Below are 12854 nucleotides of genomic sequence, written 5' to 3' on the forward strand. Positions count from 1 at the left end.
CTACGATGATGAGCCGGAACAGCAGGAGAGGTGCATCGATGACCGCGAGCAACGCGTCCGGACCCAATCGACTGGAACGCCGCAAGGCCCGCACCCGCGCCGCACTGGTGAGCGCGGCCCAATCGCTGCTGGCCGAGGGCAACCTCAATGTGCCCATCCTGGAGATCACCCAGGCCGCCGACGTCGGCATGGGATCGTTCTACAACCACTTCCAGAGCCGCGAGGAACTGTTCCAGGCCGCGGTGGAGGAGGCGCTCGACCGCCACGGCGCCCTGCTCGACCTGCTGTGCGAGGGCATCGAGGATCCGGCCCAGGTCTTCGCGCAGAGCTTCCGCCTCACCGGCCGCCTGCACCGCCGCCACCCCACCCTCAGCAAGGTCCTGCTCAATGACGGCCTGCGCCTTACGAGTTCGGATCGCGGGCTCGCGCCCCGCGCCCGGCGCGACCTCGAGGCCGCCGCGGCGGCCGGCCGTTTCGATATCCGCGACCCGGAACTGTCGATGACCATCGTCGCGGGCGCGACGCTGTGCCTGGGGCGACTACTGCACGACCATCCCGAACGCGACGACGCCGAGGCCACCGATCAGGTGGCCGAGGACCTGCTGCGCATGTTCGGCCTGCCCGCCGACGAGGCCCGCGAGATCTGCCGACGCCCACTGCCCGCTCTCGACCTGCCGCGCACCGCATCGACCGCGTAGCCCGCGAACCGAAAACCTTTGCGCCGGTGGCCATCCGGCCAATGATCAACGCGTCACATCTACCTAAATGAACAAATCGTCAGTATTGACCCGATCGTTCAAGTGACTTAGGGTGCGAGAACCTTCGCTGACAGGATCGGGTTCCAGTGCCGAACGACAATGCTGCACACAGCATCGGATTCATCGATGTCCACGCCCACTACCTCACCGACTCCTACCTTCGGCGCGCGCGGGCGGCGGGGCACGAGTTGCCCGACGGCATGCCGGAATGGCCGACCTGGTCGGCCGAAGCGCACGTGGCGGTGATGGATCGCAGCGGAATCGCCACCGCGATGCTGTCGCTGTCCTCGCCCGGAGTGCACTTCGGCGATGATCGGCAAGCCCGCGCACTGGCCCGCGAGATCAATGAGGAAGGCGCACAGGCGGTTCGCGATCACCCCGGCAGATTCGGATTGTTCGCGTCACTGCCGCTGCCCGACATCGACGGATCCCTCACCGAACTCGCCCACGCCTTCGACGTCCTGCACGCCGATGGGGTGATCTTGATGACCAATGCGCACGGCGTCTACCTCGGCGACTCCCGCCTCGAACCGGTATTCGCCGAGCTCGACCGCCGCAACGCCACCGTCCTGCTGCACCCGACCTCACCGGTGTGCTGGGAACACACCGCGCTCGGGCGACCACGGCCGATGCTCGAATTCCTCTTCGACACCACGCGGACGGTCACCGACCTGGTCTGGGCCGGGATCGTGGAACGCTATCCCCGAGTGCGCTTCATCGTCCCCCACTGCGGCGCCGCCCTGCCCGTGATCGCCGATCGCGTCAACGGCTTTCGACTCCTACTGGGTGACCCCACCTCCCCCGACGTGGTCGATCAGCTGCGGTCCCTGTACTACGACACCGCCGGAACCGCGTTCCCCCGGCATCTGGAGGCACTGCTGCGGCTGGTCGACCCGAGCCAGCTGCTCTACGGCAGCGACTACCCGTGGACACCCGCACCGATCGCCGAACTACATACTGCGGCTTTCACCGCGATCCCCGGACCCTCGCCCGCGCAGTCCTGGCTCAACCTCACCACCACCAACGCGTCGCGACTCTTCCCGCGACTCGCGAATCCCGAATCCCCTCGCGCGGAACGGTTCTCATGATCTCGCATGTCACATGCCGACGGTAGAGGGCTGACGTAGTCGCCCTATTTCCGGTCCGCGTGCGCATCATTCGGCACAGAATCGGCCGCATAGTCGAGAGTGTTTTCACCTCGGATACGCGAGCGATAGTTAACCACCGGATTCCCTCCGGTCAGCCCATGACGACGCAGGTCCCGGCTCAGGGGATGGACAACCGCCTCCCGGTGTCCGCCGAGGCGGCAATGGTGTCGAGCAGGCGGTGCACGCGGACCCCATCATCAAAGGTCGGGACCGTTGTGGTGCCGCTCCGAACGTCTCGAGCCAGCGCCGCATACAGCCGTGCCACAGTGCCCGCCTCGGTGCCGAGCGACATGTCGGCCAGCGGATCCACACTCGGCAGCGACTCCCATTGACCCGCACCCCGGGAACCCGACAGGACCAGCTCGCTCAGTGAGATACCGCTGGGGCCGCCGGCGGCGGAGACGATCGCGAGATCCCCTGCGGTACCGGAGATCTCGATTCTGGTGCGGCCGTTGCTGACCTTGGAGTCGTGGATGTGAGCCGAGACCACGACTCCCCGCGCCGTGATGGCGTCGAGCAGCAGATGATTCGGGCTGGTGACCTCGATCGTCGCTCCGGTGTCCTCGATGAACGCCTGGCGATGAGGAGTGGCGAGCCGTGCCGACACATCGATGACATCGCCGATCAGGTACTCGACCACATCGAGGGTGTGCCCGCCGAGAACCTCGACCACTCCGGCACCGGTGTTCCGGTCGAGGGTGTAGGCCGCCCAGCCCGGCACATGGGTACCCGCGCCCAATTCCCGTGCGCTGTACACTGTTGCCGAAACAGGCTCTCCCACAAAGCCTTCCGCGATCAGCTGACGGGCCCGCACCACGGCGGGCGCGTATCGGGTCTGTAGTCCGACCACGTGCTGCACCCCCGCGTCCTCGGCAAGCCGGGCCAGCGCCTCGGCTTCAGCTACGTCGAGCGCAAGCGGCCATTCGCAATAGACGTGTTTCCCGGCCGCCACCGCGGCGCGGATCAGCTCCGCGTGCGCGGGCACCTTCACCGTGATCGCCACGAGGTCGACCTCGGGATGCGCGGCCAGTTCGCCGGGATCGGTGAACGCGTGCTCCGCGCCGAACAACCGTCGTGCCCGCTGCGCGCTGTCGGCGCGGCTGGTGCCGACCGCGGTGATCCGGAAGTCCGGGAGTACCCGCAGCGCGGGCACATGCGCACGCGCGGCCCAGCCACGGTCGGGACTCGCGCCCACGATGCCTACTCGAATGGGATCCACCGCGTACTCCTCACATAAACGGACCATGCGAGTCCGTTTATACCTAAACGGACTCGATGAGTCCAGTTGCTAAGCTGACCCGCGTGACCAGCGCCGTAAACCGACTCCTTTCCAGCGAGGGCGGACCGACCCCTCGCGCCGACGCGCGCCGCAACCTGGAGCGCCTGATCTCCGCGGCACGGTCGGCTTTGGCCGAGGTCGGGGTCGAGGTGACCGCGCAGGAAATCGCCCAGCGCGCCGGAGTCGGCAAAGGCACCTTCTATCGGCGGATCCCCTCCCGGGAAGCGCTGCTGCAGGTGGTGCTGGAGGAAGTGCTGAATGAGATCATCGGCACCGCCGATAACGCACTCGCCGACCCCGACCCCTGGCACGGTTTCGCCGAATTCGCCTCGGTCTATGTACGACTGCGCGCGGAGAGCTGCGGCGTCAACGACGCGCTGGGCGGCGCCGGTATGCCAGGTCTGGATCAGCTACTCGCCGAAATACGCACGCGGATAAAGCTTCTGGTCGAAAGCGCACAGTCCGCCGGGCAGTTGCGGCGGGATATCGCGTGGCCGGATGTGGCATTTGTGCTGGCCGGGATCTCCACCGACGCGGGCACCATCGGCCTGCAGCCCGACAGCGATCAATGGAGCCGCAACCTTCGCATAGTTCTGGCGGGACTGAGCACGCACGACAGGTGAGCGCAGGACCCGACCGGGTTCGTCGATGCCACCACCACATCCGGCGTTCGATGCGTGAGATGCGCTGTGCCACAACGTGAGTGCCCCGCGCGGGCGACGGCAGACGAGGTCATCGGTGCGCGCCCGGACGCGCCGCGCGAACCGAGTCAATCGGCGCGGCGGTCGTATTCGGCTTGCGCGGCCGCGATGGCGCCGCGGTGCCGAGTTGCCCACCCGGTGAGCATCAACAGCGACTCGTGCAGCTCCTGCGCCATCTCGGTGAGGGTGTATTCGACCTTCGGGGGCACCGTCGGATAGACCGTGCGCGTCAGCAATCCGTCGCGTTCGAGTTTGCGCAAGTTCAGCGTGAGCATGCGCCGACTGATGCCCTTGATCGATTTCTCGAGTTCGGTGAACCGGACCGGCCCCTGCGCGGCCGCGACGAGGATCCCGATACTCCACTTCCCCGACACGTGGTCGAGGACCTCCGAAACCGGGCACGCCTGATCTGCCAGGACTGACACATCAATGTGACTGTGGGACAAGAAAGTGCCTCCTTCCGCGCGTGTCCATGGTGACCGAACCTATACCCCGTAACAAATCGTGCACTCAGAAGACGAGGTATCCACCGTGTCCCCCTCCCTCGAACGGATCCAGCAAGTCATCGATCGAGCCGACATCTCCGATGCGGTGGTGCGGTACGCGACCGCCGTGGACACCCGGGACTGGAGGTCACTGGCCGCCCTGTTCACCGACGACGCCTACTGGGAATACAGCGCCTCCGGCGAGCGAGTCGACGGCCCCGCCGCGATCACCGACCGAATCCGCAGCAGCATCGAACGGCTCGATGCCACGCAACATTTCAACACCAATCACGTCGTCGCCCTGAGCGGCGACGAGGCCGAGCACATCTGCTACTACTACGCACAACACATCCGCCGCGGTCTGGCGAACGGAGCGACCTTCCTCGCCGGGGGCATGTATCGAGACCGATTCCGGCGCACGGCACAGGGGTGGAAGTTCACCGCACGCACGCTGAACTCCAGCTGGAGCGAAGGCAATCCCGCTGTCATCGGGCGGTAGGCAGCCGGTGCACGGCGACGATATGTGGTGCACGGCACTAGGTTCGGGCCACTCGATGCCATCGGCCAGCCGTCGCGGGTCACGGAGGTGGGGTAAAGCCACGGCTACGGACGAGCTCGTGGGTAAGCCTGATGAAGGCGCGGGTGGCCGCACTCCGGTATGCGCCCTCGCGATGTAGCAGAGCTGCGGAGACATGGTCTGCGGTGGTGCGGCCACCACCAACTTGTTAGCGCTGTACGAGTGCGCTACCCCGGAACCCCTAGTGGCGAAATCAGACGCGAAGTGAGCCGACCAGCATCGCAATCCCGGCCCCGGCGGACAGGACGGTGGACCCCGCCAGAACGAAGAACTCGAAATTCGGCTCCGCCCCGTTGGCAAGCACGGTCGGCACGAACACCCCGAGCGGCATGACTCCGGCGAAAGACCACGCCCCCAGCCGGAAAGCCCCTATGAACACCCCCGGCATCTCGAACCCCGCTGCCAACGCCACCCCAATCCCTATGAACGCCAGCCACAGCCACCTCCCCAGCTGCCCGGTCTGACGCGGGTTGTACGAATCAGACTGCCCGTCGATGACGATTCCGACGACCTGCCCCTCCCACATCCGCAGCGTCGCCTGCCCGCCTTCACGGGCCTTCCCGAAAAGCTCGTCGTTCACCTCGTGCAAGTGCTTCTGCCCGTCGCGCGCCCAACTGATCTCGAAGTGATCCGTCGTGCTCGTGCTGATGGTCCCATCGCTGTTGTGATCAGTGGAAGTCGTTGTGTACGTACGCTTCTCGGTTATGGTGACGACCTCTTCGTCGAAGCAGTTCCCTACGTACTTCTCACACGCCACCTGATGCCGATACTCCCGCGTCTGATGAAACGGATCCACGGTATGCACCAGCGCGAATACCGCCAGGCCGACTCCGACCAGGAACACCAGCACCCGACCAAACATCGCCCCTCCGAACAGCTTCCGATGACGCGCCTACAGCAAGCTTGATCCCGCGCTCTCCCGAAGAGCCTCCAACACTACCGCCAAGCAAGGACCTTGCCGAGAATCCAACGGTGTTCGCCATAACAAGACCTCGATCTCCCCACCGACCAACTGCTCGCCCTCGCAATATCACCGGAGCGGCAATTTGTGCTGACCACAACGAAATTCGACCGATTCGCGCACAATCTGGCCGAGGCCGGCGAGATCCTGACCGGTCCGCGCCAGCGAGATGTCCTGTTCGGGCTCGGCAGCCAAATCTACGACTGGGCTGCCCCTTCGGCAAACCGTTCCTGAAAACCTCGCCATGGTCGTCGAATTCGAGGCCAACCCGAACCAGTTCGCCGAAATCGCGAGGGGGTTCAAAGGTTCAGTGCGAGTTGATCATTCATGTCGCTTCTCAGCGCTGGCCGTTCGGTCAGCACGGTATGCGGCATACGCTTGCGTTGGGAAGCCGCTGTCGTCCAACCGGTGCGGATGGCCGACCAACGCACGGGTCGCGGCAGTTCAGTGCGTTCGGTCGGCTGCGGTCGGTCCGAACGGCCTTGTAAGCGGCAGATTAGTACGTTCACCGGATCAGCCAGGAGCCGAGAGCGGTTCTGTAGCATTCGTTGTGTGCCCATAGATTTCAGCGATCAGGCTCTGGTGCTGAAATTCGTCGTTGCATCAATCTTGTTGTTCATGCTGCCGGTCACCGTCGGGAGTGCTGCACAGGCGATGGCTGCGGCCGTAGTGATGCTTGTCGTGGCGATCGCCGTTGCGCTGATCGGTGGTTCGACTCGATCCACGAGTTCTTCGCAGGTCGGAGTCCGCGATGGCGCGCTGACGACTGTTTCATGTAGGCACAATGATCCCGATGCAGCCGGACATGTTCGAGCGCGCGCTCCAGGTCTGAGCACCGCGGCGGCCTAGACCTTCTCCGGCAGAGGCTCGGAGAGGATCGGTGGCGGCCGGATTCAGTTCCGTACCTGTTGTTCTGCACCAGCTCTGATGAGTATCGGCGTGTCTGCCGCGGTGCACATTCCTGGGGTTTCTGATGCTTTTGGCGATCTTGTCTGTCTTTGCACGATCCATGCGGTATCTGCGCACCGCAGTCACCCGCACGATTGGACTCCTCTCCGTTGCCTATTACTCTGCTGCCCAGGCGATCTCGTCGATCAGTCTGTGGGCTGGCGCGTTGTTACTGGTTGCACTCCCGATCGCCGAGATCGCCATCGGCCTGGATGTGATCACGATGGCCGCACTCATCGCACCCGGCTGGGGTGTACTGATGGTGATCGTGTCGGCAGTGGTTTACATGTATCGCCGTCGGCGGCGCCGCAACCCAGCCGAGTAACTAGTCCCGCATCCTGACCGCCTCCGTCAGCACGACCAGCGGCTGAAGAGGGCATTTCAGGGGTGGCAAACTCCTGGGTCGCATGATGTTGCGCTCCATCGCCTGATCTGCGGGTTGAACCAGGTCTCTCCTGCTCCGTCTCACCTCCAGCCCACCCTTGTGTAAGAGTGGAGTTGGATCATGAATCCGGCTCCGCTGGTATGGATCTGAGTCTGTTCGAAAGATGATGGGGAGGCATGATGGACACTGCGCTCGATATAGGCGGACTGGTCGGCTACCGATACCGTGCCGCCGACTACTACGAGGTCGGCAGGGAGAAGATTCGCGAGTACGCACGCGCGGTTCAAGACTTCCATCCATCACACTGGAGCGAGGACGCCGCGCGCGAATGCGGGTACCTCGGGCTGCTCGCGCCGACCACGTTCACCTCAATCGTGGCCATGCAGGCCGATGCCGTTCTGCTCGGAAACGTGCTGACCGGATATGACACATTCGTGCACACAGACCAAGTTTTCGAGATGCACAAACCCATCGTGGCCGGTGACCGCTTGTTCATCGATGTCGAATTGACTGCGGTTCGCCGTATCGCGGGCAGAGATCTGCTGACTGTCACCAACACATTCACCGACCAGTCCGAGCGCGTCGTGCAGAGAACGCACACCACACTGGTCGGGATCACCAGTGATGACGCCGATGTTGCCATCGGTGATGCCATCGGGCGCGTGGTCATGAGCGGGCTGGACGTCGCGGCCCCCGCAGAGTCGGCACGGTACGCCGAACATGTGACGACCCAGCAGGATCTGCAGACCGTCCCCGATTCGCATTTGTCACGAACACGGTTGCCACATACCGCGATCCGCTTCCAGGACATCGCGATCGGCGACGAACTACCGGCGCGGACTGTCCAAGTGACGCGAGGTGACCTAGTGAACTACGCAGGAGTGGCCGGTGATGTGAATCCGATCCACTGGCACGAGCAGGTGGCTACACTAATCGGCCTTCCTGATGTGGTCGCGCACGGCATGCTGTCCATGGGTCTCGGGGCCGGGTTCGTCACCGACTGGCTCGGCGACCCCGGCGCGATCCTGAGGTACGGAGCCCGGCTGTCGAACTACGCCGCTGTCGACGCTCTCGCTGCGGGAGAGGTGGAGTTCGGCGGTCGGATCAAATCCATCGACGCAGAGACCAGAACCGCCACCGTTGTCCTGGTCGCGAAATCTGCTGGCCGCAAAATCTTCGGCCTGGCCACGATTGACGTCCGCTTCAGTTAGTCAGGCGCTGCAAGAGCAAGCTGGGCGACCGCACGGATCGTCGATTGATCCGAACATCGGCAGTAGCGGACACCGGAACGGCCCGATTCGCCTCGGGCCGTTGATCTTTCGAGGGTCCGCGATGGCCGTTTCGGTCCGCCAGGTATGCGGCAAGAGCGGACGTTCTCGTGAGCGGACTACAACGCCTTGATCCGCACGTCAAACCAACAATCTGCCGGGTAAGAGTCGGAGTCCATCGGATACACGCAGACACCGGAAAACGTCACCCCGCGCGATCGATTGGAACGCGCGGTTGTGGCAATGCAGGACGTTTGGTGTGGTCAGGGCAACACCGCATGGCGCTTGAGCTAGGGCAGGAACTGTCCTAGCTGGCTTCTACGGTGGTTGATCACCAGCAGTTGGTCGAGCCGCTAGCGTGAGGGCTGTTCCACTGCAAGCTGACTGGTTCGGTCCCTGCGGTATTCGGCAGACGAACACGTTCACTGGATCGGCGGCAGCGGAGGAGTCGGCGCGGCCTCGAGGTTCCAAGTGTCCTAGGAAAACCTGAGGTGCGGGTGCTGGTCGACGATGATAATCTCCACGCCCATGGGTGGAGTGGGAGACTCGGGGGGCCTGTTAGTCATCCCCGAAGATGTGCAGGCATTCGGCAAATACGCGTTGGATGTGGCCGATACTATGCGCTCGGCTCTGAAAGCTGTTGAACGGGAAGTGGATTCGCTGACGACTGCGGGCTGGACTGGCGCGGCGGCGAAATTCTTCAGCACGGGTTGGAGTGAATGCTCCGAGGGCGGGCATTCGACGATCGATGCACTGACAACCTTGGCGGGCAAACTCGGTGTCACCGCTGAGACGTACACCAGTCACGACCTGCTCTCCGCGGACGGCTTCACGAACCTGGATCGTGCATGACCTCCGAATTCGGTGTGAACCTCGAACAGCTCGATCAAGTCGTATCCCAGCTCGGTAAGTTGGCCGACTTTCTGCGAGGCCATTTGGATGATCTCGACCAAAGGGCCAAGACCCTGACCGGAGGCAGTTGGGAGTCGGCCGCTGCTTCCGCATACGCTGATGCGCATACCCAATGGGTCACCAGCGCACAAGAATTCGCTGACGGGGTTGCCGATATGAGCGAGGCTGCCAGGCTGGCCCACAATAACTACACCGCAGTGATCGGCCTCAACAGCATCTCCCAGGGCTGACGTGGTCAAGGTCAACACGGAGGCGTACTACCACGCCGCCAGTGAGTGTCAGTCGATCGCAACCGCTTTGGCGACAGCGGTCAAAACGCTGATACCGGCGCTGATCGGTTCGAACCCGGGGATGGCTGGGGACGGTTCGGCCGCGACGTGGGCGTCGAAATGCGATCAAATGAGCATCGACGTGCTCAATACCATCGGGGCACTCGGCAATGCCTTGACCAAGTCGGCTGACGTGTTCAACGCCTGTGGCTACAACTGGGACTTGGCCGAATGGATGAACGCGGGAAAGGCCACACCACAACCCGACAAACCCGCCGCTAGTGGTGGATGGGCTTTCCTGTCGGGCGATCTGAGCCTGATATCGCCCTCCGGCGGAAACAACGGCGCGGGCTTGATCGCTCCGCCGTCGATGGCCGATATGGTGCGGGCGGCCGGTCAGGTTCCCAACGGGGACACCCAGAAGCTCTCGGCGATGGGCGCCGCGTGGAGTGGCTTCGGCTCGGCAGAGGTCGTCACCGCGGCCGGTGGACGCCTGGATCAAGCCGCCGGCAAGTTCCACGGTGTCGAAGCCCCCGAAGTCGGTGACCTTCTCGCCGTGCTGAGCACCCTAGCCAGCGGTGCGCGGGCCGTCGCAGGTGTATCCGCCGCGATCGGGAAGGCCGTGGACAGTTACGCGAACGACCTTGGTGCCGTGCGTGAATTGATCGCCAAGAACCTCCAGCCGCCGTTCATCGAAGGCGTGACGGCGAGCATCGGGAACACCTCGGTACAGGTGTCGTTGACCGGTGCCGTTCTCAACACCGCCACGCTCATGGCCATGGGTGCCGTTGTCGCGAGCGATATCGCGGTCAGCCCGGTCGCCACCGACCTTGCGAAGCCGGATTTCGGCAGCACAGACGGTCTGGAAACCCAGCCCATGCTGCTGTCCATCGCCGCACTGTCGATTCCGAAGGAACTCGGCAACACCGATGACAACAAGCCAGTCTTCGCGGTCATCGATTCGAAACGGTACGACTCCGCGCGCGTCCACGCATCGGCCATGGCCTTCGCGCAGATCTTCGGTCATCCGCCGCAGAGCGGGACCGACTGGGAAACCGCCGAAGTGCTCAATCCCAATAGCTACGACCCGAGGTATCACGGCAAAGGCCCAGAGATCCAGGTCGTCCGAATCAATCCGGTCCCCGGTCAAGGAGTGGTGCGCTCGGATCAGTTCATTGCCCAATACGATGTCAGCGACCCACAGTTTCACAACCCGTTTGAACGCGACCTCGGCAACAACCGCACATTCGACCCCAACTTCGACCCCGAACACGCAAAGGTAGCAACGTACGTGGATTACGAGAACGGGATCGTCGTCATGCGGCAGGATCCCTCTGTACGGCAGGACACCGGGGAGACGAAGGTGGGCAAACCCACCGGCCAGGTGACGCAGGCTGGCGACGGCTCGGTGAGGGTCACCTACGACGCGGGCAATCCGCTCGCGGAGACGACATGGATGCCCGGCAACCACAAGGTCACCGTCAACGGCGATCTTGTGTTCACGCCTGGAGCCGACGGCGTCTCCATCAGCGGTACCCGCACGGACTACCCCTCCATGGAGGCATACCAGGACCACGGTGTCGGCACCCCGATACGCACCGTGGGTATCGATCCAGCAGCGTCGGGAAGCTCACTCGGACCCGCGACGAACCTACCGTTCCATCACAACATCGGTGCTGGGCCAACCGCATTCGACCGGTTCAACAATTTGCCGTCCACCTCGTTCGGGTCGGTGCAGAACCCGCCGTCGGTTCCGGGACGATGATGAATACTGCTCAGAAACGCGGATTGAGCCGCACCTCGTCAGGGGTCGCGGTGGTAGTGGTTGTACTCAACATCCTCCCGATCGCGGTGCTGCTGGGTGCTGCTTACATCTTGGTCCTTCCCTATGCCCTGGAGCTTGTGATCGCAGGCATGCTGTGCCTGTTTCGCGGTCGAGCTCGGCAGATCGGGATCGGCATCCTGATGGCGCTGGGCGTGACAGCAGCCGTGATCGGCCTGGCGATTGTGGTGGTATCCCTATGGGGCTGAAAGATACTCGGACGAATGATCGATCCCTGGCGGACAGTCGATGAGCGCTGAGGCTGAACACATCGCTGCCCGTAGCGCACGAATCCAGAGCGCACTTCTGCAGGTTCGAGGTCGAGCCCAAACCTCCGGTGGCGCGGTAATGGTAGAGACCGATGTGAACGGGACGATCACCGACCTGCAGATCTCGCAGGCTGCGATGTCCGTCGATCCCGGCCGGCTCGCGCAGACAATTGCACAGTGCCACGGGACTGCCGTCGAACGGGCCAAAGATGAAGCCCTCAAAGCCATCGAAGACCTCCAGGATTCACCGCACCTCTCGCCACACCAAGCCATTCACGGCCCTCACACTGCACCGAGTTCCGATGACTGGGAGGAACCCACACCGCTTCGCATCACCCATTCGATGTGACCGTTGGAGCCCATCCACACCCATCTAGCGCTCGCTCCTTAGGCCGTAGTCAGGTTCGATCACCGGCTTGCCAGTGAGAAGATGCTGGTCATTCCCGTTCGAACGATGAGGCCGCGCTGAACGGTGCGGCACACGACAACTCGCGATGTATCGGAGAATCGAGGTGACCAGCTGGGACGAATTCGCACGTGGGCTTGCCTACCAGTTGGCCATCCTCGCGGACGGGGCGATCCTTCTGATCGATACCGACGAACCGAACGTTCAGCCAGGTTTCGCCCAATTCGCTCAGGACGGAGACAATCTGCACGCCGAACTCGTCGGATACGCCGACCTGGACCGTAACGCCGGACTGCACAATCCCGGCCACCAGCTGTCACTGCGAGCGGGCTGGCACCCTCCTGACAACGACTGGGAAAACTGGTGGTTCCAGATGCCTCGAGCGGAGCAGCCGACCGCTGGTCCAAAGTTGGCCACCATGGTGAGATAGTCGGTCTGCGGGACGCGTTCCGCGTTCCCAGTCCCGATCGGCTGGTGTACACCGCGTGGAATGCAGACGCTGGCAACCGTCCACTGGATCTTCCCTTTGCTGGGGATCGCCAAAGGGTAAGCACCAGACTTTCACCACAGCGCGTCGGTCGAGCATTCATACTTCACGGTCGCTCATCGGCATTTCCGCGCACTGCTGAGGCCGAGCAGCGCTCAGCCCGTTGATCTTCCGGTGCC

16 protein-coding genes are annotated in these 12854 nt (G+C 63.4%); 13 read left to right on the forward strand and 3 right to left on the reverse strand.

Annotation, left to right across the window (positions count from 1 at the left end):
* Positions 1-38: 38 nt before the first annotated feature.
* Together ACFC4D_RS22605 and ACFC4D_RS22610 are read left to right on the forward strand one after the other, a co-directional pair.
* On the forward strand, positions 39-698 hold the full coding sequence (locus tag ACFC4D_RS22605) for a TetR/AcrR family transcriptional regulator (protein WP_376066207.1): 660 nt from the start codon (positions 39-41) through the stop codon (positions 696-698).
* A gap of 146 nt (positions 699-844) precedes the next feature.
* Positions 845-1846, forward strand: coding sequence for an amidohydrolase family protein (locus tag ACFC4D_RS22610; protein WP_376066210.1), 1002 nt, complete (start codon positions 845-847; stop codon positions 1844-1846).
* A gap of 178 nt (positions 1847-2024) precedes the next feature.
* Here the strand turns inward: ACFC4D_RS22610 and ACFC4D_RS22615 are convergent, their stop codons facing one another.
* Complete coding sequence (locus tag ACFC4D_RS22615) at positions 2025-3125, reverse strand: Gfo/Idh/MocA family protein (RefSeq protein WP_376066211.1); 1101 nt, start codon at positions 3123-3125, stop codon at positions 2025-2027.
* Between the two features lie 83 nt (positions 3126-3208).
* Between ACFC4D_RS22615 and ACFC4D_RS22620 the strand changes: the two genes are divergently transcribed.
* Entirely contained in the window at positions 3209-3808 is a 600-nt protein-coding gene (locus ACFC4D_RS22620; RefSeq protein ID WP_376066213.1) for a TetR/AcrR family transcriptional regulator, read from the forward strand.
* A gap of 146 nt (positions 3809-3954) precedes the next feature.
* Here ACFC4D_RS22620 and ACFC4D_RS22625 read toward each other — a convergent pair whose 3' ends face one another.
* Positions 3955-4311: a winged helix-turn-helix transcriptional regulator gene (locus tag ACFC4D_RS22625; protein ID WP_376066215.1), complete on the reverse strand. Its 357-nt coding sequence runs from the start codon at positions 4309-4311 to the stop codon at positions 3955-3957.
* A 106-nt stretch (positions 4312-4417) separates the two neighbouring features.
* Between ACFC4D_RS22625 and ACFC4D_RS22630 the strand changes: the two genes are divergently transcribed.
* On the forward strand, positions 4418-4870 hold the full coding sequence (locus ACFC4D_RS22630; protein WP_376066217.1) for a nuclear transport factor 2 family protein: 453 nt from the start codon (positions 4418-4420) through the stop codon (positions 4868-4870).
* Positions 4871-5141: 271 nt separating this feature from the next.
* Here the strand turns inward: ACFC4D_RS22630 and ACFC4D_RS22635 are convergent, their stop codons facing one another.
* The gene (locus tag ACFC4D_RS22635) at positions 5142-5798 is read right to left on the reverse strand and encodes a hypothetical protein (protein WP_376066218.1); all 657 of its coding nucleotides are present in this window, start codon (positions 5796-5798) and stop codon (positions 5142-5144) included.
* A 663-nt stretch (positions 5799-6461) separates the two neighbouring features.
* Here ACFC4D_RS22635 and ACFC4D_RS22640 point away from each other — a divergent pair.
* The 9 genes from ACFC4D_RS22640 to ACFC4D_RS22680 all read left to right on the forward strand — a co-directional run bounded on the left by ACFC4D_RS22640 (position 6462) and on the right by ACFC4D_RS22680 (position 12618).
* The gene (locus ACFC4D_RS22640) at positions 6462-6758 is read left to right on the forward strand and encodes a DUF6412 domain-containing protein (RefSeq protein WP_376066221.1); all 297 of its coding nucleotides are present in this window, start codon (positions 6462-6464) and stop codon (positions 6756-6758) included.
* A 124-nt stretch (positions 6759-6882) separates the two neighbouring features.
* Positions 6883-7182: a hypothetical protein gene (locus ACFC4D_RS22645; protein WP_376066223.1), complete on the forward strand. Its 300-nt coding sequence runs from the start codon at positions 6883-6885 to the stop codon at positions 7180-7182.
* Positions 7183-7418: 236 nt separating this feature from the next.
* Positions 7419-8453: a fused (3R)-hydroxyacyl-ACP dehydratase subunits HadA/HadB gene (locus tag ACFC4D_RS22650; RefSeq protein ID WP_376066226.1), complete on the forward strand. Its 1035-nt coding sequence runs from the start codon at positions 7419-7421 to the stop codon at positions 8451-8453.
* A gap of 585 nt (positions 8454-9038) precedes the next feature.
* The gene (locus ACFC4D_RS22655) at positions 9039-9362 is read left to right on the forward strand and encodes a WXG100 family type VII secretion target (RefSeq protein ID WP_376066228.1); all 324 of its coding nucleotides are present in this window, start codon (positions 9039-9041) and stop codon (positions 9360-9362) included.
* Positions 9359-9652 carry a WXG100 family type VII secretion target gene (locus ACFC4D_RS22660; protein ID WP_376066231.1) on the forward strand — a complete coding sequence of 98 codons (294 nt, stop codon included), beginning with the start codon at positions 9359-9361 and terminating at the stop codon, positions 9650-9652. The genes ACFC4D_RS22655 and ACFC4D_RS22660 overlap by 4 nt, the downstream gene beginning before the upstream one ends.
* 1 nt (position 9653) lies before the next feature.
* Positions 9654-11456 (forward strand): hypothetical protein, encoded by a 1803-nt coding sequence (locus ACFC4D_RS22665; protein ID WP_376066233.1) that lies wholly within the window; start codon positions 9654-9656, stop codon positions 11454-11456.
* Positions 11453-11722, forward strand: a complete 270-nt coding sequence (locus ACFC4D_RS22670) for a hypothetical protein (RefSeq protein WP_376066235.1) — start codon at positions 11453-11455, stop codon at positions 11720-11722. Before ACFC4D_RS22665 ends, ACFC4D_RS22670 begins: the two co-directional genes overlap by 4 nt.
* 40 nt (positions 11723-11762) lie before the next feature.
* A complete protein-coding gene (locus ACFC4D_RS22675; RefSeq protein ID WP_376066237.1) occupies positions 11763-12131 on the forward strand; it encodes a YbaB/EbfC family nucleoid-associated protein in 369 nt (122 codons plus the stop codon).
* A 163-nt stretch (positions 12132-12294) separates the two neighbouring features.
* A complete protein-coding gene (locus ACFC4D_RS22680; RefSeq protein ID WP_376066240.1) occupies positions 12295-12618 on the forward strand; it encodes a hypothetical protein in 324 nt (107 codons plus the stop codon).
* Positions 12619-12854 lie beyond the last annotated feature (236 nt).

The organism is Nocardia sp. NPDC056000, from assembly GCF_042269265.1.
In the GTDB taxonomy this organism is placed as follows: Bacteria; Actinomycetota; Actinomycetes; order Mycobacteriales; family Mycobacteriaceae; genus Nocardia.

Excerpts from the sequence above, each read along its gene's own strand:
- ACFC4D_RS22645 (WP_376066223.1), top strand. The coding sequence starts at position 6,883 with ATGCTTTTGGCGATCTTGTCTGTCTTTGCACGATCCATGCGGTATCTG.
- ACFC4D_RS22675 (WP_376066237.1), top strand. The coding sequence starts at position 11,763 with ATGAGCGCTGAGGCTGAACACATCGCTGCCCGTAGCGCACGAATCCAG.
- ACFC4D_RS22670 (WP_376066235.1), top strand. The coding sequence starts at position 11,453 with ATGATGAATACTGCTCAGAAACGCGGATTGAGCCGCACCTCGTCAGGG.
- ACFC4D_RS22655 (WP_376066228.1), top strand. The coding sequence starts at position 9,039 with ATGGGTGGAGTGGGAGACTCGGGGGGCCTGTTAGTCATCCCCGAAGAT.
- ACFC4D_RS22660 (WP_376066231.1), top strand. The coding sequence starts at position 9,359 with ATGACCTCCGAATTCGGTGTGAACCTCGAACAGCTCGATCAAGTCGTA.
- ACFC4D_RS22650 (WP_376066226.1), top strand. The coding sequence starts at position 7,419 with ATGATGGACACTGCGCTCGATATAGGCGGACTGGTCGGCTACCGATAC.
- ACFC4D_RS22605 (WP_376066207.1), top strand. The coding sequence starts at position 39 with ATGACCGCGAGCAACGCGTCCGGACCCAATCGACTGGAACGCCGCAAG.